Genomic DNA, 20,920 nt, shown 5'->3' with positions numbered 1-20,920 from the left:
GTTAGGGTGTTTGAGATACTAAACTCCCCAATAAGTAAACAAGTTCCATGTTTACTTATTGGGGAGTTTTTTTGTTTCTCTAGTAAAGTCTTACAGAGTTTATAGATAATGTAATTAAGAATATTCCCCATTGATAACCTAATAAATATCAGTAAATTCCATATATTGACAATAATTTTAACTTTATCTATAATATAAGGAACATTTAAGGACAATGTCCATAATGAAAATGAAATATATAAAGGGAGGAAAAAATATGTCGCTATAAATAAAGAAATGTAGGATAGGGAATTAGAAAAATGCGTAGATTGGAGGACATGATGAAAGTAAGAGTTGGAGTTATTGGACCTGCAGATTCAATTAATTTAATGAGTAAAATTGCTGAGGAATTTCAGGACAAATTAACTATTGTTCCACTAGCTTATAATCATGAAAAAGAAACCTATAAAATCACACAAAATAATCAGCATTTAGTCGATATTTGGTTTTTTACAGGGATTATTCCCTATAAACTTGCGACCAAGCATCCATTAAATCGGCAATCTTTTTATCCTAAGTTAGATGGGGCGTCTTTGCATAAGATTTTGCTTGAGATGTTTTATAAAGAGAACAAAAATCTCGAAAAAATTAGTATTGATACGCTTTTAGAAAATGAAGTTTATGAAGCATATACAGACCTCAGTATAAATCATGAGCAACTTCACATATTTGGCAGAACATGGGATAGGCATAGTGATGATTTAGTACAGTTCCACTATGAATTACATAAAAGTAAAAAAGTAGATGCTTGTATTACTGGTTTGCGATCTGTATATGAAAATTTAACAAAGTTGGGGATTCCTGCTTATTGGCTTAAATCAACAAACGAAAATATTCGTTATGCACTAAATACAGCCATTCAACAGTGGGAGACAATGTATTTTAAAAACTCTCAGCTAGCAGTTTTGCTTATAAAGATAGGTATTGGCTGTAGTGTTACTGAAAATTTCCCTTTAACATATGAAATGAATAGATTAAATTTACAGTTACAGAAAGCTGTATTAAATTTCACAGAAAATATAACTGGCTCTTTTATTTCAATTGGTATGGGTGAATTTATTATTTTCTCTACTAGGGGAGCACTTCAAAGTAATCTAGGTCAAATGAATGTTTTAATGGAGAACATTTTATTGCTTACAGATAGGCCCGCACATATAGGAATTGGTTATGGAGAGACGACTTTAAGTGCTGAAGAAAATGCAAGGCTAGCTCTGCTTCATGCGCAAAATTATGGTGATAAATCTATATTTCTAGTGACTGATACGGGAAATATAGAAGGTCCATTAACAGAAAAGGAAAGTATTAGCTATGGTTTTAGGACAGAGAATAAAGAAGTAAGTGAGAAATTGAAAAAAGCTGGTGTAGCCATAACAACGTTTAATCGAATTGTCTCTGTTCAAAAAAATTTAGGGAATCTTTCAATCACTGCGAATGATATAGCATTATGGTTAAAAATGACGGAGAGAAATGCTAGAAGGATATTAAATAGTTTGGTTGAACAAGATCTGATTGAAGTGATTGGAAAAGAATCTCCGCAAACAAGAGGACGTCCCCGACAAATCTATAGAATTAAACAAATCTAGTTTTTTAAAGTAAGTACCACCTTATTAGTATATGATCAAAAGCAATTGTTCATTGTTAAAATGTAACCTTGATAAATAATTAGTTTTATTGTTCCACAAAAAAATTTATATAAACAGAAATAAATTTTAATGACGGAGGTAAACTAATGAATTTTAAACAAGTATCTTTTGCTATATTAATGGTGTTTCTAATAGTTACCTTAATTGGGTGTAACTCTAAAACTTCCTCTGATGACCCGGATAGTGAGTTAAAAATTTCCCTTAATGCACAGCCAGAATCTTTAGATCCACAAATTTCGTCAACAGTTGTTTCAGAATTTGTTACTAGGAATATTTTTGAAACATTGGTTGCATTAAATGCTGAATTTGAACCTGTTCCCATGCTAGCAGAATCTATAGATGAAAGTGAAGATGGTAAAACGTACACCTTTAAATTAAGAGAAGGTGTAAAATTTCATAATGGTGAAGAAATGACGTCATCTGATGTCGTTGCTTCGATGAATAGGTGGTTAGAAGTAGCTAATCCAGCGAAGTTATTGGGAGAAGCTAATTTTGAAGCCAAGGATGAATTTACTGTTGTTTTGAACTTAGAAGATAGGATGGCTAAAGCATTACATATTATGGCATCAAATATCCAGAATGCTGCTATTATGCCTGAGGAAATAGTGCAAAATTCAGGGAGTGATGTGATTACAGAGTATATTGGAACTGGGCCATATGCATTTGAAGAATGGAAACAGGATCAATATATTAAGCTTGTAAAATTTGATGATTACCAAAATCTAGATTCTGAATCGAGTGGTTTATCAGGAAACAAAAAAGCTTCTATTCAAGAGATAACTTATCTTATTACCACAGACTCTTCAACACGTGTAGCAGGAGTTGAAACAGGTGAATATGATATCGCCATTCAAATTCCAAGTGATGAATATGAGCGATTAAAAGGTACAGAGAATGTAGAAACCCACACTCATCCAGGCTCTTCTATCTTGATTATTTACAATAAAAAAGAAGGGATTGCATCAGATCCAGAAATGCGACGTGCCATCAACACGGCATTTGACATGGATGAAATTATGAAAGCAAGTTTTGTTGAAGATTTGTACGAATTACATCCAGGGTATATGAGTCCAGATAATGCGACTTGGAATAGTACAGCAGGAGAAGAATTTTATAATCAAGCAAATTTAGATAAGGCTAAAACCATGTTAGATGAACTTGATTATGATGGTGAGACAGTAAAATTGATGACATCCAGAGAATATATTTTTCACTACAATACAGCTGTCGTTGTGAAAGAGCAGTTGGAGAAACTCGGAATGAATGTGGAATTAGAAATTTATGACTGGGCTACCCTATTAGACCGTAGAAATGATCCTGCATTATGGGATATTCATATACAAAGTAATACTTATTTTCCAACGCCACTTCAGCTTTTACCATTATCACCTGATTATGCTGGATGGACAGATGACCCTAAAATAACAGAACTTATGAATGAAATAGGACTTGAAAAAGATGCACAAAATTCTAAAGAATTATGGAATGAATTGCAAGAATTTTTATGGGAAGAGTACTTACCACTTAGTTTAGCAGGGCATTCTAATGGCATTATTGCCACATCACATCATGTTGAAAGTATGGAGTTGTTTCATGGAGGAATTAATCCATGGAATGTTACCTTAACCAAATAAATAATATGCTATTAAACAATTAAAAAAGGTGGAGACATATGCCAGAAAAAACAATGAAATTCATAGAATATTATCCATTAAAGTCTGCTTACAACCCACGAGTAGTTCCAACTAAAAATACATTTACTTTTATTTCAAAGCTAAATGGTATGCCACAAGTATGGACAGTGAATCAAGAAAAAGAGCCTGAATTATTAACGGCAGTAGAAGGAAATATTTTAAGCCATTTCCATTCTTCAACTGGAGAACAAACAATAGTAGGAGTGGACTATAATGGGAATGAGAAACAACAAATCTACTTCATTAACAAAGAAGAGCAGCAAATGGAACCATTGGTTGACGCTCCTGAATATTTTCATTATATTGGTGGATGGTCTAAGGATGGTACGAAAATAACTTTTTCAAGCAATCGAAGAAATTTAGGATATTTTGATGTGTATGTTTTCGACATTGTAACGAAAGAAATGACAGAGATTTTTCAATTTGATGGAAACTGTATTCCTTTGCAATGGATAGATCAAGAAAATATATTAATTAGCTTAGAAGAGACAAATTTTGATAGATCTCTATATATCCTCCATTTAAAAACAAAAAGTCTAACCAAAATAGGAAAAGAAAATATTCGCCGTTACGCATCTATTCAAATAACAAATGACTGCAAAAGCGGTTATGTGTTAACTGATTCAGATGCAGATACTTTAACTTTAAATTGGTTTTCATTGGATGCTCCAGACAAGCTGGTAAAGCTTGTACATTGGGAGAAGTGGGATATTGAAGAATTTGCATTATCTGTTCATGAAGAGCTAATAGCTTTAACAGTCAATGAGAATGCGCGTTCTAAGTTATATTTATATGATATTGCATCAAAAGAGTTAACAGAAATTCCAGAGGTTTCAAATGGAGTGATTAGTTCTATTTCATGGCTTAATCAAACGGAGTTTATTTTTGCGTTAAATACACCTAAGCTACCAGGTGATATTTGGAAATATTCCGTCTCCAGTAAACAATTAGAAAGACAGACTTTCTTAGGGGAGTCTGTGGAACGAAAAGATGCTTGGATAGAACCAGAGCATTATACTTTTTCTTCATTTGATAATATAGAGATACCTTATTTTACTTATGAAAAAGGCACATTAAAAAATAAGCCAGCGTTGATTTATGTTCATGGCGGGCCAGAAAGTCAATATAAAACGGAAGCACTTCCACTTATTCAATCTCTAGCAAGTCAGGGATATCTAGTAGCAGCTCCGAACATTCGTGGAAGCAAAGGTTATGGACGGAAATTTACAGAACTAGATGATGTAGAAAAAAGGTTAGATCCTGTAAGAGATTTGGCATGTCTTGCTGGTCATCTTGTCCAAACTCACCAAGTAGATGTCAAAAATATATTTATTATGGGACACAGCTATGGTGGCTTAATGACTTTGTCAGCATTAACACATTTTCCGGATATATGGGCTGGTGGAGTAGATTTTGTGGGGATTTCTGATTTTACAACCTTCTTAACCAATACTGGAGCTTGGCGTCGAAGAATAAGAGAAAGTGAATATGGTACAATAGCGAATAATGCAAATTTCTTTAAGGAATTTTCCCCACTAAATCGTTCAGATAAAATAAAAGTACCATTATTAATCTTTCATGGCGAAAATGATACACGTGTTCCAATAAGTGAATCAGAACAGTTAGTTGCCTCAATGAAGTCACGTGGACAAGAAGTAGAATATGTGACATTCGATAATGAAGGACATTTTATTGAAAATCTGGATAATCAGACGGCAATGGATTTAAGAATAATTGAATTTTTAAATCGTAATATAAAATAAATGATCCTAGGCGTAGGTGCTGATAAGACCTACGCTCTCATTAATAGAAGAGTATACAGGCTGCATCAGTAATTTCTAATACTTGCGGTAACATTATTATTTCTTATAGGTTAGAACACTTTCCCACGCCTATAATCTTAAATCCCCAGTCAATTCTATTTATTGACATTAATAAAACTGAAAATTATAATACAAGAAACTATTCAGAATGAATTTCTCGAAGAAATTTAAATTCAACATGAGGAGAATCTACATATGAAATTAAGAATATCTTTTGTTTTAATGATCTTGATAGCTTTTGCTTTAATAGGTTGTAGCTCAGATAAGGAAGGAAATGAGGGGCAGGATCAACAGAATTCAAATAATGATCAAGCAGGAAATCCGGATGAATATGATACGGATCTTAGAATCGCAGTTAGTTCAAATCCAAATTCTTTAGATCCGCATATGACAACTGTTGCCGATTCTTTAGAGATAGCAAGGAACTTCTTTGAAACATTGGTTGCTTTAGATGAAAATTATGAACCACAGCCAATGCTGGCAGAGTCATATGATATTAGTGATGATGGATTGACGTATACTTTTCATTTACGCCAAGGGGTGAACTTCCATAATGGAAAGGAAATGACATCTGAGGATGTTGAGGCATCGATGAATCGTTGGTTAGGTCTATCGATAAGAGCTCAGTCATTATTAAAAGGTGCTGAATTTAAAGCTGTCGATACTTATACAGTTGAAATGAATTTAGATGAGCGTGCATCTGATGCATTGGATTTGCTTGCAGCATCAGGGCAATTCCCAGCAATTATGCCTAAAGAAGTGATTGATGAAGAGACTGCTGATGGAATACAAGAATATATTGGAACAGGTCCATTTAAGTTCAATGAAATCAGACAAGATTCTTATGTACATTTAGTTAAAAATGAGGATTACAATTCATTGGACAGTGAGCCAAGTGGAATAGTTGGTAAAAAGGAAGTATTTATTGAAAATCTATACTATGATATAGTGCCAGATGCTACAACGAAAATAACAGGGTTGCAAACAGGGGAATATGATATCGCTGACAGAGTTGCTTTCAATCACTATGATCAAATAATGAATAATGATGAGTTAGAAAGTTATGTGAATACAGACAACAGTACATTAAATATTTTCTTCAATAAGAAAGATGGAATTATGCAGGATAAGAAAATTAGGCAGGCTGTAAATACGGCTATTGATTCGGATGCTGTGCTTCTTGCAAGTTATTCTTATGATGACCTTTATGTGACACACCCAAGCTATATGAGTGTTAATCATAAAGTTTGGAGCAGTGATGCTGGGTCAGAGTCATATAATCAAGCAGATCCGGAAAAAGCGAAAAAATTATTAGAGGAAGCTGGATATGATGGAGAAACAGTAACCATTATGTCTACACGAGATTATGATTTCCACTATAACACTGCAATTGTTGTCCAAGAAGAATTAGAAAAGATTGGAATGAATGTCAACCTAGAAATCTACGATTGGCCAACATTAGTAGAAAAAAGGGATGATCCGGGAGAGTGGGATATATTAACAGTTAGCTTTACACATGTTACCACACCTTCTCAGTTATTATATTTAACTCCTGACTATCCAGGCTGGGTAGAGGATGAGAAAGTATATGATTTACTTGGCAAATTAAGACAAGCAGAAGAGCAAGATGAAGCAGTTGCATATTGGGAAGAGTTACAAGATTATATGTGGAATGATTATGTGCCACATGTTATGTTTGGACATACGAGCGTTATTATTGCAACATCTAAAAACTTAGAAGGATTCAAGGTCTTTAAAGGTCCAATTCCATGGAATACAAAAGTTAAAAAATAAGGCATAGAAACCACTTTCACATCGCGAGGAAGTGGTTTCTTTATAATGGAAGGAGAATCATAGAATGGCAGAAACATATCAATGGCCAGGTCATAAGAAAGTTGCAGTTGCCCTTAGTATAGATTTTGATGGAGAATCTCCTTTTTTATGGAAAAATAGAAATACAAATTGGTCTAGCATAGGGGAATATGAACATCGGAAGTTTGGGCCAAGACAAGGAGTTCATCGAATTATTGATTTACTAGCAGAACACAATATAAAAGCAAGTTTTTATATTCCAGGATATACTGCTAGGAAATATCCTCAAATCATCAAAAAGATTCATAATAATGGGCATGAAATTGGTTTACATGGTGATATGCATGAATTGGTAGATGAATTAAATAGAGATGAATTAGAAAGAACAATCGTTGAACCGAAAAAAGTAATAGAAGATTTAATTGGTGAGCAAGTGGTAGGCTATCGCTCACCATCCTGGGAATTAACAGCTGATACAATCGAATTGCTTCAAAAACATGATATACAATATGACAGCTCTTTAATGGGGTATGATCATCCGTACTCTATTGAAGGGTTACCAGAAATTCCTGTTCAATGGTTATTAGATGATGTTGTCTTTTATCGTTATGTAGGTGGGGGGAAAGTACATAATTCTCCTAAGAACCCACAGGAGGTCATTGAAATTTGGAAAGAAGAATTTTTAGGATTAAAGAGATATAATGGTTTATTTTTACTCACCATGCATCCATGGGTCACAGGACGAGCTTCCCGCATTATTGGATTAGAAAATTTAATCCAATATTTTAAGAATGATAAGGATATATGGTTCGCTACATGTAAGGAAATTGCTGAATACCACCAAGAGAATTATCAAGGGAAATTTGATGAGAAGGTGGATATTATTCACAGATGATTATAGATAAGCTTTGAAAAAAAGTTCCCAATAATTATTTTGGGGATTTTTTAGATTAGATACTCCATTTAATAAATCCTTACCACCTTTTCTACAAGTCTAAAACAATCCATGATCTTTATTAGAAAATTTAAGTTGATACGGTAAGATAGCGAAATATAATGCCAGTGCAATAATAATTATAATTCCAATGGATAGCCAAGGCACATTGAAAATATTTAGAACTAGAGGAATAAATACGATAGGGAGTGGTAAAAAATTTATTTTCCAATTAATGTTTTTGGCTAGATGCTGTCTTTTACCACAATTAGGACAGGTATTCCTTTTGAAAGGAAAGAAGCTTAAAACAAATAATTCTCTATACTTGAAAACATATTTACAGGACCAGCATTTAGGTAATTTCATATGGTTCATCTCCTATAGATTGTTACTCAATATCATAAGCTTATCATATTGTTAATGGCCATGCATTATGAGACAGGAGAAATGCTATAGATTAATTTATTAGGGGTTCTATGAATTGTAAAAAATTTAAGCAACTAATCGTCGATTAGCTGCTTAAAAATTATCTCGGAAATGATGCTTAGTATCTTTTGATATAACTTTTTAATCCGGTTAATTGCTTAAGTCTTACCAATCACACCTATTAGGTTAAACGCCATAACACCTAATTGTAATTTTAATAAATCATCGCTCTTTTTTAAATTTAAGTCTGTTAATTGCTCGATTTGATTTAAACGATATCTTAATGTATGACGATGAATGTAGAGTTCTTCAGATGTGTTTTTTATACTCTGATTATGTTTAAAATACATGTCTAATGTTTGAATTAAATCAATTTCATTACCTTCTCTATTTAATAGCCCGCCTATATATTCATTATAGATATGTGAGAGGTTAATGCCACTTTGGCTCATTGTTAGCAATAAATTATATACGCCTAAATCGTTATAGTGTATAATATTTTGACTTTTGTTAATAAGTTTGCTTAATAGAGTAGCATTTTGTGCTTCTTGTGCACTCTTCCCTAAATCGCGAATTTGATTATAAGTTTGTCCAATTCCAATGGTAATAGGTATTTTTGAATAATAGCTGTTCCATATCGTTAGTAATTCTTCAGCTAATGCCATGGTATATTGTTGTTGTTCTGTTACAGTTTTTCCATTAACATTTGTCAAAATGTTAATGGAATCAAATTTTGTTTGAATCATATATTGTTTATTTCTTTGTTGAAGTAGTTGTTCGGTTATACGGCAAAGTTTGTTTACAATATGAATATTGTGATTTTTTTCTTGTTTAAATGTTAGATGTAAAACAGATTGCGGTAAAGAAAAATCGTAATTTAATTTCAACCCTTTATCAAGAATGGATGGTTCATTAACATAATTTTTATTAAAAATATCATCTAGCAAATCACTTTGAATTCGTAATTGTGTTTCTTCCACCGCTTGTTTTTTTAAAAACTCCATCGCATAAATAGAAGTTGCTCGCTCAATTGCGATGTCATCTAGTTTTTGCCATGTAGCTTTAGGTTTTATCATCACAATCCAACCAAAGCAGGTGGATTTAGCGATGATTGGAGAAATAGTAAAACAATGACTCTTAAATATGTTATGTTCAGAAGATGCTTTATTTGAATTTTGAAGTAAATAATCTGATATATTGATTGAATTTTGATTAATGGTAAAGGTTGTTTGAGAATATTTAATTTCATGGAGAATCTCTTTATATGAATAAATAATGTCGTAAAATGGATCAAAAATATAAATGTTTGACTTTGTTAATTGTGCTAAACGTTCTGTTACTTTTGTTAAGTTATGATCATTTAAGATTAGTGCTGTTAGTTCATGATGTATCTTCTGAGATTGTTCTAATAGCTTTGTTTGTCTATTTACAATTTTTTCAAGTATCTCTTTTGTTATTTCAGAAAAATTAATATCTGTTGGAATTTCAATTAAAGGCAGGTGATTCTTTTCAGCAATTTCTATGAAACTATTTGGTATTTTATCTAAATAAAAGCTAGTGTAAATAGCTACACCTGATAGTGGTCTGTATCGTAACAAATTATGGAATATTTCAAGGTTTTTTTGGCTCTCTAAGAGATTAAATCCTGTTGTAATTAAAAATTCTCCTTCTTGGATCCGTTCTATGTCTTCTAAAACTTCTACTATCGTTACCCATTTTATTTTATTATGGATTCCCTTTTCTCCAGCTACTAGTTTTGTTTTCTCCATACTTGGTAATTTCATTGCTTCTTTTATATTTAACAAAAACTCCAGCTCCCAAGTTAAGTGATTTATACACTGTGTATAATAATAAGTTCTCTTTTTTTGTTTTTCGTCGAATAGAAAATGAATGTTACGCTAGATATAATTTAATTATATAAGAATAATCATACAAAAACGAATATTTGAAAAATGTAATTCTGAAAGGATGAATATCTTCGTTAGTAAATAAAACATTTATCTATTGGAGTGGTATGTATGTTAAAAACATATTTAATTAAACCGATTCTAGATCAAAATTATCCTTTTATTACACATGGAAAAGGAATTTATTTATATGATGATCAAGGTAATGAATACATAGACGGTTCTTCAGGAGCAGTAACAGCAAATATCGGTCACGGTGTACAAGATATTATCGAAGCAATGCAAGTACAAGCGCAAAAAGTATCTTTCGTATATCGATCTCAATTTTCTACCCATATTGCTGAGAAGTTAGCTAATAAAATAAGTCAGATATCACCTGGAGATTTAAATTGGTCTTTTTTTGTCAATAGCGGGTCGGAAGCAACAGAAACTGCTATGAAAATTGCAATTCAATATTGGCAAGAAGAAGGTAGACCAAAGAAAAATAAAATTATGTCTCGTTGGATGAGTTATCACGGAATTACAATAGGAGCTTTATCAATGTCTGGACATATCGGTCGTAGAGAGCGTTTTGAATCTTTATTAGAAAAATATCCCTCCATATCCGCACCATATTATTATCGAGAGTGCAAAGATAAAACAGTTGAACAATGTGACGATTTCTATGCGGCAGAATTAGAAAAGGAAATACTACGAATAGGTGCTGAAAATGTGGCTGCGTTCATTGCAGAACCAATAGTTGGTGCCGCTGGCGGGGTATTAATCCCTTCAAAAAAGTATTTTAAAAAATTGAAAACTGTTTGTGAAATGTATGATATCCTGTTGATCGCTGACGAAGTTATGACTGGCATGGGTCGTACTGGAAAAATGTTTGCAATGGAACATTTTGATGTGGTGCCAGATATAATGGCGACTGGAAAAGGAATGGGAGCTGGCTATACTCCTATTGCTGCTACGGTTGTTAGTGATCAAATAATGAATTCGATTTTAAATGGTTCAAAGCTAATCATGAGTGGCCATACATATAGTGCAAATCCTCAGTCAGCTGCAACAGCATTGGCGGTAATTGATTATATAGAAAAGCATGACCTTGTTGAAAAATCAGCTCAAAATGGAAAATATTTAATAGGAAAAATGAATGAATTAGCAGGAAGAAGCCGGATCATTGGAGATGTCCGAGGTGAAGGTTTATTTGTTGGAATTGAATTTGTTGCAAATAAGGATACAAAATCTCCATTTTTAAAAAAATATAATGTTATTAATCGAATAATAGATGAATGTTTTTCTAATTTATTACTTATCTATCCAGCAAATGCTGGAGTAGATGGAATAAATGGAGATGCGATTATTATTGCTCCTCCACTGACAATTACAAAACAAGAAATTGATGAGTTAGTAGATAGATTCTCAAAAAGTCTAGAAAAAGTAGAAAATTCATTATTAAAGGAGCATATTAGATGATGAAAGTTCAAAGTGTTGATGATGCAATAAAGCATATAAAGAGCGGCTCTACTCTAATGTACGGTGGATTTGGTGGAATAGGAAATCCACCTACTATTATTCAAAAAATATTAGATAATGGTACGAACAATTTAACGTTAATTGGTAATGATACGGGATTTCCAAATGTTGGAATTGGACAGTTAATTACTGCGAAAAGGGTTAAGAAATTAGTTGCTTCCCATATTGGTTCTAATCCAAATGCTGGTAAACAGATGCATGATGGTACATTGGAGATAGAATTTTCTCCTCAAGGAACATTAGTTGAACGCATTCGAGCTGGCGGGGTTGGTCTTGGTGGTGTTTTAGTCGATATAGGTGTTGAAGGTATGGTTGGTGAGGGTAAACAAAAAATTAATATAAATGGGAAAAACTTTTTAGTTGAAACTCCGTTGACAGCAGATGTTGCCATTGTTTATGCCAAAAAAGCGGATACGTTTGGTAATTTAATTTTCGATAAAAGTGCTCGTAACACAAATCCATTAGTAGCAATGGCTGGTAGGATTACGATTGCAGAGACAAAAGAAATTGTTCCTATGGGTGAGTTAGACCCGGAAGAAATAATAACACCTGGTGCATTCGTTGATATTGTTGTGCAGAGTGAAGGAGTGAATTGGAAATGGGCGTGGGAATAAGTAGACGAGACATGATTGCTAAACGAGCAGCGAAAGAAATAAAAAATGGAATGATTGTGAATTTAGGAATTGGAATGCCAACGTTAGTTGCTAATTATATTCCTGAGAATGTGGACGTAATGTTTCATGCTGAAAATGGGGTTTTAGGAACTGGCTCTAATCCAATAAAAGGACAAGAAGATGAAACACTATGTAATGCTGGAGGAATACCAACATCAATTATTCCTGGAGCTTCTTATTTTGATAGTTCATATGCATTTGGAATTATTCGACGTGGTTTAATTGATATAGCTATTTTAGGGGCGTTTGAAGTTAATCAGTATGGTGATTTAGCAAATTGGATTATCCCTAAAAAAATTGTTTCGGGAATGGGTGGTGCAATAGAGTTAGCTCAAAAAGCAAAAAAAGTAATCGTATTAATGGATCATATAGACAAAAAAGGTAATCCAAAGATTGTATCTGAATGTTCATTGCCGCTAACTGCGGGGCAATGTGTTGATTTAATTATAACTGATATGGCTGTTATTGAGGTTTTACCAAAAGGATTACATCTCATTGAGATTACGGAAGAGTATACGGTAGGAGAAGTTATAGCAGCAACAGATGCACCGCTTACCATTTCTAAAGAACTTCAAGGGGGTGAATAAATGCATGAAGTGGTTGTAGTGTCAGGTGTTCGAACTGCGGTAGGGGCTTTTGGTAAGTCGTTGAAAGGACTAGAAGCAAAAGAGTTAGGAAGACAGGTTTTAGAAGGTTTGATGAATCAGAGTTCTTTTTCAAAGAGTGGTGTAGAAGAGATTATTTTTGGCCATGGGTATGTACATGGAGGTGGTTTAAATTCAGCAAGAATATCTTCGCAACTCGCTGGTTTTCCTGAGAAAATTCCCGCTTATGTTGTTATTAAAGCGTGTGGTTCAAGTTTAAAAGCCATCACGAATGCTACTGCTTCTATTCAAACTGGCCAACATGAGGTGGTTATTGCTGGTGGAACAGAGAGTATGAGTAATGTTCCCTATTTGGTTAAAAATCGTTGGGGGAAAAAATTTGGAAATATTGAAATGGAAGATGCACTACTGGCTGATGGATTGACATGTTCCTTAGGTGAAGAGCATATGGGAGTCACTGCTGAAAGATTAGCTGAGAAATATAATATTTCTCGAGAAGAGCAAGATAGTTTTTCTTACATGAGTCATATGAAAGCCATTAAAGCAATGAAAGCTCATAAGTTTGATGATGAAATTATTCCTATAGAGGTAAAAACAAAAAAAGGAATGACTTATTATACCAAAGACGAGAGCGTAATCAATCCACCCGACAAAAAAAAGCTCGCACAATTAAAACCGGTTTTTATACAAAATGGCAATGTAACAGCAGGAAATGCGTGTCCAATGAATGATGGAGCAGCAGCCTTATTAATGATGTCAAAAAAGAGAGCAGAAAGCGAAGGCTTACATCCACTTGTAAAAGTGAAGGGATATGCAAGCGCAGGTGTTAGTCACAGGATAATGGGAATTGGCCCTGTACCTGCAATGAAAAAAGCATTAGATAAAGCTAATCTTACTATAGAGGATATAGGATTAATCGAATTAAATGAAGCCTTTGCAGCCCAAGCACTTGCAGTTATAAAAGAGTCAGGCTTAGATGAAGAAAAAGTAAATGTAAATGGAGGAGCAATTGCACTTGGTCATCCAGTGGGAGCTACTGGAGCAAAACTATCTGTAACATTAATACATGAGATGCTTCGCACAAACACTAAATACGGTTTAGTTACAATGTGTATGGCTGGTGGAATGGGAATTGCAGTGATTTATGAAAATATGACTTTGAAATAAAGGAATGTGATAGACATGGATGTCAAAGAGAGAATCTATCAATGGATTAATGAAAATAAAGATAAAAACATTGAACGATTAAGAAAAATGGTGAATTTGGATAGCACTCAAGGTAATGAAAAAGATATTCAGCGGCTTATAGTTAATTATTTAGAGGAATTAGAAGTAAAAGTTGATATCTGGGATTTAGATGGAGAAAGATTAAAAGAAAATCCGTATTTTTATTCAAATCGAGAAACATTTGAAAATAGTCCAAATGTGGTAGGGGTGTTAAAAGGAACTGGTGGTGGTAAATCTATTATTTTAAATGGACATGTAGATGTTGTTCCAGCCGGAGACATTGAACAATGGAATGAACCTCCTTATAGTGGAAGTATTGTGGATGGAAAAATGTATGGACGTGGAGTAACAGATATGAAAGGAGGTAATATTGCTCTGCTTATGGTGATGGAGGCGCTGCAAAGTTTATCAATCCGTTTAAAAGGAGATGTTATTTTTCAGAGTGTTGTTGAAGAGGAGAGTGGAGGTGCAGGGACGCTAGATGCTATTTTAAAAGGATATCAAGCAGATGTAGCCATCATTCCCGAACCAACTGATATGAAAATATTTCCTAAGCAGCAGGGTTCTAAATGGTTTCGGCTTATCATAAATGGGATAACTGCACATGGTGGTACGAGATATCATGGTGTTAGTGCAATAGATAAAGCGTTAGTTGTTAACGAGTATATCAGGGAACTAGAAAAGATTCGTAATGCACGTATTACTGATCCTTTATATAAAAACAACCCAATTCCTGTTCCTATTAATATTGGACGAATTGAAGGAGGAGATTGGCCATCATCTGTTCCTGACCAGGTAAAACTGGAAGGACGTATAGGTATTGCACCGAACGAGGCAATTGAAGAAGTAGAAAATGAATTAGAAGAATGGTTAGAAAAATTAGCAGAAAAAGATGACTGGTTTAAGAATCACCCTGTTCAAGTCGAATGGTATGGTGCGAGATGGTTACCAGGAGAAATTGATACAGAGCATCCCCTAATGCAATCATTGGTAGATAATTATAAGTCTATTAAAGGAAGTAAACCAGAAGTGAGCGCTTCCCCGTGGGGAACCGATGGAGGTTTATTAACGAAAGTTGCAAACACCCCTTCTTTAGTATTTGGTCCAGGAATAACTAATTTGGCACATTTTCCAAACGAAGCAATTGAATTAGAAAGCATATTTGAGACGGCAAAAATTATCGCAGCTACAGTTATTGATTGGTGTGAGGTTAGTAATATCTAAACTTACATAGAAAGAAAAGTAAGTATTTGCAAGGAAGAATAATGGTTATGTTATGAGTGATTTGTATATGGAATATTAAATATTAATGTAAACCCTTACATTAGATGGAGGAATCATAATGGAGAATAATAAATATCTTTTTGGTAAAATGACGTGGCCAGAAATCAGGGAAGCAGTCAATGAAGAGAGAATTGCCGTTGTACCAGTAGCAATGATTGAAGAACATGGACATCATTTACCAGTAGATACTGATGTTGTACTTGCGAATGAAGTAGCGCTTAGAACAGGAAGTAAGATACCTAATGAAGTTGTAATCATTCCACCTATTAATCATGGCTATGCTCCACATCAAATGGATTTTCCAGGAGTTATTTCTATTAGTTATGATACATTTATTTCTTATGTAGTTGATGTTTGTAACAGTCTTGCATATCAAGGATTTAAGAGGATTTTATTGTTGAATGGTCATGGAAGTAATGTCTCTTTACTTCAAGTTGCAACAAAGCAAACAATGTTAAAGTATCCAGATGTGTTGTGTACATCAATATCTCATTGGGATATTGAACCAGCTCATAAGCTCATGAGTGAATTAAGAGAATCTGAGAATCCAGGTGGAATTAATCATGCATGTGAAATGGAAACCTCATTATATTTAGCAATTGATGAGAAAAATGTCCAAATGGATAAAGCTGTTAAAGATATAGATAAGTTTAAAATGGCAAAATCAAAGTACTTCTGGCTGGATCTAATGGGGAAAGGAGAGGGAAAACCAGTTGTGATGATTCCTTATTGGAGTGCAATATCGGAAACAGGAGTTTTGGGTGATCCGACAGTTGCAACCAAGGAAAAAGGTGAAAAGGTGCTGAATGCAGCAGTAGAAGGGTTGATTGAATTTATTCGTATCTTTAAAGAACAAGAAGTTTTAGGGCGTGTCAATCACCATAATCATTCATAGTGCATCACGGAAGAATCAAAATAGGAGGTAAAACGTTGAATAACCTAAAAAATAAAGTAGTTATTATGACTGTCTTTTTAATATTGGTAGTATTATTTGGTTGTAAATCGAATGATGAAACTACAAATCAAGATATAAATAATGGATCGGATACGAAGAATGTGGACACGTCTACGAGTAGTAGCGATGATGAAAACAGGAGTGATAGTGGTGGTGATTTGAATATTGCATTAAGTGCACAACCAGCGCATCTCGATACACAACTTACAACGAATCAGGTAATTAGGGAAGTTTCAAGGAATATTTATGAAACACTTGTAGCTTTAGATGAAGAATACCATGTTCAACCAATGCTTGCAGAATCTATTGATCAAAGTGATGATTATGAAAAGTATACCTTTTATTTAAGAAAAGGAGTTAAATTTCATAATGGAGATGAAATGACAGCAGAAGATGTTGTTGCATCAATGAATCGTTGGAAATCTTTGTACCCTAATGCTCAAGCAATGTTAGGTGATAGTGAATTTGAAAAAGTGGATGACTATACAGTGGAAATTAATTTGTCACAATCATATTCAGATTTTTTAGTCAGTATAGCAGGAGCAAAACAAATACCTGTTATTATGCCTGCTGATATAGCAGAAACATCTGGGAAAGATATTTTAGAGGAATATATAGGGACAGGACCATTTAAGTTTTTAGAATGGAAACAAGACCAATATCTTCAGCTTACTAAATACGAAGAATATGAATCCGTTGATTTTGAATCTAGTGGTATGGCTGGAAAGAAAGAGGCGTTAGTTGAAAATGTTTATTATCATTTTGTAACTGACAGTTCTACTAGATTAGCTGGGATTCAAACAGGAGAATATCATATTGCAGAAAAGCTTTCTTATGACGATTATGACATGGTTGAATCAGATCAAAATTTAAACCCTTTGGTAGATCATTATGCGAGTGCCACTTTAGTTTTCAACAAAAAAGAAGGGATATTTACAGATGTTAATATGAGAAAAGCTGTGAATGCAGCTTTAGACATTGAACAAATATTAATGGGTGCTTTTTCTAACGATATATTTTATGATATGACTTCGAGTTATATCTATGAAAAACAAATTGACTGGTTTAGTGAGGAAGGCAAAGAATTTTATAACCAAACAGATCCTAAGCTTGTCCAAGATTACTTAGAAGAAGCTGATTATAATGGTGAACCAATTAAGATTGTAACTACTAGAGATTATGAATATATGTATAATATATCGGTGGTTCTCCAGCAACAGCTTGAAGAAGCAGGAATGACTGTAGATTTACAAGTTTTTGATTGGGCTTCGTTGGATGCGGTTCAAGAAGAGCCTGAAAAATGGGATATTGCAAATATCAACTTTACTCCTGTAACATCTCCAATTGATCTTCTTTATTTCAGCACAACTTGGAGAGGTTGGAATGATGATGAAGAAATCTTAGATTTACTTGATCAAATTGCGAAGTCCAGTTCTAAAGAAGAAAAGAAAGGATTATGGGATAAAACTCAGGCAAGGAGTTGGGATTACTTACCTATTATTAAACTCGGTGACTTTAACGATTTTATAGCTTCTTCTTCCAGTGTTGAAGGATTATCTTTGTTTCAAGGATTAATCTTATGGAATACCAAAGTGATTGAATAAATCACGTATCAGATATTGATTTTTTGATTTCATGTCTACCAATTAGGTATTCGTAATTTTAAACCATATACATGATAAATTAGAAAGGTATCGTATCTGGTCAATTTAGAAAGCTTGATGATAAGAAAAATCAACGAAAGTAGATGAGGATCGTTAGTTAAGTTTTATCTTTTGTGTCTTTACTAGATCTTCTATCACTATAAGCGAGAAATAAGTATCTTCGAGCTTTGAAAAAAGTACGATTCAGATAGAGTTTTAAACGCTATCTGAAATAAAGTTTAGAGGTATTATATAGCGATATGCTTCCATTTTGGAACATGTCGCTATTTACGTTAAGATAAAAATACCAATAAGGCAGGTGTATCTAGATGAAAATTAATTTAAGACAAGAACAGGAAACAGACTATCCAGTAACTGAACAAGTAATTAAGCAGGCCTTCGCTCATGAGAAAATGAGTGATCAAACAGAGCATGATTTGGTCGCGCGTCTTCGTAAAACCGATGCATTTATACCTGAGTTATCTATCGTAGCGGAAGTAGATGATAAGCTTGTTGGACAAATTTTGTTATCGAGGGTGACAATTGGAGAGCGGGCAGTAGAGTCTTTAGCTTTAGCACCAATTTCTGTAGTGCCGGCATTCCAGAAGCAAGGGATTGGAGCAAGATTAATGAAGACGGCAATAGAAAAAGCAAGTGAGCTTGGCTATACATCAGTGATTGTTCTTGGGCACCCTAGCTATTATTCGAAATTTGGATTCATTCCGGCATCTAATTGGAATATCAAAGCACCTTACCCAGTACCTGATGAAGCATTTATGGCATTGGAATTACACGAGAAGGCACTTAAAGGAGTAAAAGGTGTTGTAAATTATTCACAAGCGTTTATGGAATAAGTATGAATGGAATAAGTTACTCATGGCAATTATACGAATAGAGGATGTTTACTATCACCAAGGTTTTAATTTGAAAAATAAGGTATGGAATGTTTTTTCCCTTTTGTTTTCGGGTATATTAGCAAAAAGAGGTGAAGCAATGAATGAAATAACTCGTAATCAAATCATTGTATATGTTGCTTTTGCTATTATGATCGGCATTAATATTTTTGTGAATGTATTCCAATTAAATGGGTATACGACTGGTGAGGTATCTGATTTACATGAGATTTACTTAACTCCGGCAAGCTATACCTTTAGTATTTGGACAGTAATCTATCTTGGACTACTTATTTGGCTACTCACTTTTACAATGAGAAAACAACAAATTACTCCAACCATTGTTTGGACCTTTGTTGTAACTTGTTTTTGGAATATCGCTTGGTTAATTGCTTGGCATTATTTATTCTTTGGAGTAGCGGCAATTATTCTCGTGTTACATTTGGCTAGTGTGTTCTTTCTCTACTTATTACAGCGTCGAATTGAAATATCCAATTGGTACCATTATCCAATTTCTTTATATTTAGGTTGGCTAGTTGTTGCCGTGACGGTAAATATATTATATTTCCTTGTAGCAACAGTAGGAGTGCAAGAGGTAGCAGAGCTATCCTATACTTACCTCGCTATATGTATTTTAGTGATTTTTGCTATTTTGCAATTTTTCATATGGAAGGACTGGGTAATTCAGCTTGTACTTATTTGGTCGTTTATCGGAATTATTGTAAAGAATTATCATGATAATTGGGTGCTCAGCTTTATTTTGCTCCTTCTAACAGTTGGTATATCTGCATTAAGCTACTTCTGGTATAAACGGGCAAGAGCGAAACAGAAGTTGAAATAAAAATACCCTATCAATGAGTTATTTAGCTCATTGATAGGGTATTCGTTTTTATTCACCAGCAGTTTCGTAAATGCGTAGAACCTGCCCTTTTTCGAGAATACTAGATTTTAATTTATTCCATTGGATTAGAGATGTTTTGTTTACTTGATAATCTTCTGCAATATCATCAATTGAATTTTGATCTGCGATAGTAATTTCTTTTTCCTCTTTAATTGGATAGTCATATTGCGTTAAAGCATATTGTTCAATCAAGTCATTAAGCTTTTGCTCATAGCTTGAATCTGTTGCATATGTTCCTGTTAAGAAATTCGTAACGTCTTTATAAGAATCAGTATTGCTTTTCATTGCGTTATGATAGAATTCGCTATCCCAGGAAACTCCTTCACGTAATAATTTTACATAATCTTCTAAAGATGCTTCGAAAGATGGATACTGACGAAATTCAGCAACAATCGTTTCCATGTTCCCTTCGCCATCATCTTCCAATGTTTCAAACTGTACGGATTGATTATTATATTTTCCTTTTATACCAAATAAATTATAATATGGGTCAGATGCTAGGCCGCTTCGACCTTGATTGCTTTCTAGCATTGCTTGGGCAATCATCACAGAAGCATATAAGTCATTTTCAGCAGCTAATTCACGGGCATATTCACCAATTTCATGGATAAAATGCTCCGTTGTAAAATCCTCAGGTGGTAAGGTAATTACAGGCTGTTTTTCAAAAAGGGAAAGGACCTTATTAAAAGAAAATACAGCGAGATAAAAGGCCAAACTAAGAACAATTAGGGCGCCAATTACTCTTTTTATTTTTAATCTTTTCATAGAATAGTAGACTCACTTTCCTAAAAAAATACTCTCCCTTAAATTGTAGCATGTACACAAGCTTCACGCCAATAATGAATATTTTTGTTGCAAACTGACCAAAATTCTTTTCAAGAGATGATAAAAGGATAATAATAATAGAAAGGGATTCTAACAAATAGGAGTTGGTTTACA

At 33.8% G+C, this 20,920-nt stretch carries 17 protein-coding genes; 14 read left to right on the top strand and 3 right to left on the bottom strand.

The genetic code is table 11. The features are described 5' to 3' along the window. Positions 1 to 320: 320 nt before the first annotated feature. The 5 genes from AB4Y30_RS14280 to AB4Y30_RS14260 all read left to right on the top strand — a co-directional run bounded on the left by AB4Y30_RS14280 (position 321) and on the right by AB4Y30_RS14260 (position 7,906). Positions 321 to 1,622 carry a hypothetical protein gene (locus tag AB4Y30_RS14280; protein ID WP_368652888.1) on the top strand — a complete coding sequence of 434 codons (1,302 nt, stop codon included), beginning with the start codon at positions 321 to 323 and terminating at the stop codon, positions 1,620 to 1,622. A 146-nt stretch (positions 1,623 to 1,768) separates the two neighbouring features. Beyond that, positions 1,769 to 3,316 carry an ABC transporter substrate-binding protein gene (locus AB4Y30_RS14275; protein WP_368652887.1) on the top strand — a complete coding sequence of 516 codons (1,548 nt, stop codon included), beginning with the start codon at positions 1,769 to 1,771 and terminating at the stop codon, positions 3,314 to 3,316. 38 nt (positions 3,317 to 3,354) lie between these two features. Then, positions 3,355 to 5,139 (top strand): alpha/beta fold hydrolase, encoded by a 1,785-nt coding sequence (locus tag AB4Y30_RS14270; RefSeq protein WP_368652886.1) that lies wholly within the window; start codon positions 3,355 to 3,357, stop codon positions 5,137 to 5,139. Positions 5,140 to 5,394: 255 nt separating this feature from the next. Beyond that, positions 5,395 to 6,993 carry an ABC transporter substrate-binding protein gene (locus AB4Y30_RS14265; protein ID WP_368652885.1) on the top strand — a complete coding sequence of 533 codons (1,599 nt, stop codon included), beginning with the start codon at positions 5,395 to 5,397 and terminating at the stop codon, positions 6,991 to 6,993. A 64-nt stretch (positions 6,994 to 7,057) separates the two neighbouring features. After that, on the top strand, positions 7,058 to 7,906 hold the full coding sequence (locus AB4Y30_RS14260; protein ID WP_368652884.1) for a polysaccharide deacetylase: 849 nt from the start codon (positions 7,058 to 7,060) through the stop codon (positions 7,904 to 7,906). 99 nt (positions 7,907 to 8,005) lie between these two features. Here AB4Y30_RS14260 and AB4Y30_RS14255 read toward each other — a convergent pair whose 3' ends face one another. After that, positions 8,006 to 8,311: a TIGR04104 family putative zinc finger protein gene (locus AB4Y30_RS14255; RefSeq protein WP_368652883.1), complete on the bottom strand. Its 306-nt coding sequence runs from the start codon at positions 8,309 to 8,311 to the stop codon at positions 8,006 to 8,008. Positions 8,312 to 8,529: 218 nt separating this feature from the next. After that, positions 8,530 to 10,176 carry a PucR family transcriptional regulator gene (locus tag AB4Y30_RS14250; protein ID WP_368652882.1) on the bottom strand — a complete coding sequence of 549 codons (1,647 nt, stop codon included), beginning with the start codon at positions 10,174 to 10,176 and terminating at the stop codon, positions 8,530 to 8,532. A gap of 213 nt (positions 10,177 to 10,389) precedes the next feature. Between AB4Y30_RS14250 and AB4Y30_RS14245 the strand changes: the two genes are divergently transcribed. The 9 genes from AB4Y30_RS14245 to AB4Y30_RS14205 all read left to right on the top strand — a co-directional run bounded on the left by AB4Y30_RS14245 (position 10,390) and on the right by AB4Y30_RS14205 (position 19,921). Further along, positions 10,390 to 11,739 (top strand): aspartate aminotransferase family protein, encoded by a 1,350-nt coding sequence (locus tag AB4Y30_RS14245; RefSeq protein ID WP_368652881.1) that lies wholly within the window; start codon positions 10,390 to 10,392, stop codon positions 11,737 to 11,739. Further along, entirely contained in the window at positions 11,736 to 12,413 is a 678-nt protein-coding gene (locus AB4Y30_RS14240; protein ID WP_368652880.1) for a CoA transferase subunit A, read from the top strand. The genes AB4Y30_RS14245 and AB4Y30_RS14240 overlap by 4 nt, the downstream gene beginning before the upstream one ends. After that, entirely contained in the window at positions 12,398 to 13,060 is a 663-nt protein-coding gene (locus tag AB4Y30_RS14235; protein ID WP_368652879.1) for a 3-oxoacid CoA-transferase subunit B, read from the top strand. Before AB4Y30_RS14240 ends, AB4Y30_RS14235 begins: the two co-directional genes overlap by 16 nt. Then, positions 13,061 to 14,245 (top strand): acetyl-CoA C-acyltransferase, encoded by a 1,185-nt coding sequence (locus AB4Y30_RS14230; protein ID WP_368652878.1) that lies wholly within the window; start codon positions 13,061 to 13,063, stop codon positions 14,243 to 14,245. It abuts the gene before it with no gap. Between the two features lie 15 nt (positions 14,246 to 14,260). Continuing rightward, entirely contained in the window at positions 14,261 to 15,529 is a 1,269-nt protein-coding gene (locus AB4Y30_RS14225; RefSeq protein WP_368652877.1) for a peptidase, read from the top strand. A 118-nt stretch (positions 15,530 to 15,647) separates the two neighbouring features. Continuing rightward, on the top strand, positions 15,648 to 16,484 hold the full coding sequence (locus AB4Y30_RS14220; RefSeq protein WP_368652876.1) for a creatininase family protein: 837 nt from the start codon (positions 15,648 to 15,650) through the stop codon (positions 16,482 to 16,484). Between the two features lie 35 nt (positions 16,485 to 16,519). After that, entirely contained in the window at positions 16,520 to 18,148 is a 1,629-nt protein-coding gene (locus AB4Y30_RS14215; RefSeq protein WP_368652875.1) for an ABC transporter substrate-binding protein, read from the top strand. Between the two features lie 368 nt (positions 18,149 to 18,516). Beyond that, entirely contained in the window at positions 18,517 to 19,041 is a 525-nt protein-coding gene (locus AB4Y30_RS14210; protein ID WP_368652874.1) for a GNAT family N-acetyltransferase, read from the top strand. Between the two features lie 139 nt (positions 19,042 to 19,180). Next, complete coding sequence (locus tag AB4Y30_RS14205) at positions 19,181 to 19,921, top strand: tryptophan-rich sensory protein (protein ID WP_368652873.1); 741 nt, start codon at positions 19,181 to 19,183, stop codon at positions 19,919 to 19,921. Between the two features lie 48 nt (positions 19,922 to 19,969). Here the strand turns inward: AB4Y30_RS14205 and AB4Y30_RS14200 are convergent, their stop codons facing one another. Continuing rightward, complete coding sequence (locus AB4Y30_RS14200) at positions 19,970 to 20,746, bottom strand: glucosaminidase domain-containing protein (RefSeq protein ID WP_368652872.1); 777 nt, start codon at positions 20,744 to 20,746, stop codon at positions 19,970 to 19,972. Positions 20,747 to 20,920 lie beyond the last annotated feature (174 nt).

This window comes from Ornithinibacillus sp. 4-3 (assembly GCF_040958695.1).
Lineage (GTDB): Bacteria > Bacillota > Bacilli > Bacillales > Amphibacillaceae > CALAMD01.
This window is presented reverse-complemented; position numbering and strand designations above follow the sequence as displayed.

Bases quoted from the DNA above. Each gene is read 5' to 3' on its own strand.
- AB4Y30_RS14260 (WP_368652884.1), top strand. From the start codon at position 7,058: ATGGCAGAAACATATCAATGGCCAGGTCATAAGAAAGTTGCAGTTGCC.
- AB4Y30_RS14245 (WP_368652881.1), top strand. From the start codon at position 10,390: ATGTTAAAAACATATTTAATTAAACCGATTCTAGATCAAAATTATCCT.
- AB4Y30_RS14240 (WP_368652880.1), top strand. From the start codon at position 11,736: ATGATGAAAGTTCAAAGTGTTGATGATGCAATAAAGCATATAAAGAGC.
- AB4Y30_RS14230 (WP_368652878.1), top strand. From the start codon at position 13,061: ATGCATGAAGTGGTTGTAGTGTCAGGTGTTCGAACTGCGGTAGGGGCT.
- AB4Y30_RS14235 (WP_368652879.1), top strand. From the start codon at position 12,398: ATGGGCGTGGGAATAAGTAGACGAGACATGATTGCTAAACGAGCAGCG.
- AB4Y30_RS14255 (WP_368652883.1), bottom strand. From the start codon at position 8,311: ATGAAATTACCTAAATGCTGGTCCTGTAAATATGTTTTCAAGTATAGA.
- AB4Y30_RS14280 (WP_368652888.1), top strand. From the start codon at position 321: ATGAAAGTAAGAGTTGGAGTTATTGGACCTGCAGATTCAATTAATTTA.
- AB4Y30_RS14200 (WP_368652872.1), bottom strand. From the start codon at position 20,746: ATGAAAAGATTAAAAATAAAAAGAGTAATTGGCGCCCTAATTGTTCTT.
- AB4Y30_RS14225 (WP_368652877.1), top strand. From the start codon at position 14,261: ATGGATGTCAAAGAGAGAATCTATCAATGGATTAATGAAAATAAAGAT.
- AB4Y30_RS14205 (WP_368652873.1), top strand. From the start codon at position 19,181: ATGAATGAAATAACTCGTAATCAAATCATTGTATATGTTGCTTTTGCT.
- AB4Y30_RS14275 (WP_368652887.1), top strand. From the start codon at position 1,769: ATGAATTTTAAACAAGTATCTTTTGCTATATTAATGGTGTTTCTAATA.
- AB4Y30_RS14220 (WP_368652876.1), top strand. From the start codon at position 15,648: ATGGAGAATAATAAATATCTTTTTGGTAAAATGACGTGGCCAGAAATC.
- AB4Y30_RS14210 (WP_368652874.1), top strand. From the start codon at position 18,517: ATGAAAATTAATTTAAGACAAGAACAGGAAACAGACTATCCAGTAACT.
- AB4Y30_RS14265 (WP_368652885.1), top strand. From the start codon at position 5,395: ATGAAATTAAGAATATCTTTTGTTTTAATGATCTTGATAGCTTTTGCT.
- AB4Y30_RS14270 (WP_368652886.1), top strand. From the start codon at position 3,355: ATGCCAGAAAAAACAATGAAATTCATAGAATATTATCCATTAAAGTCT.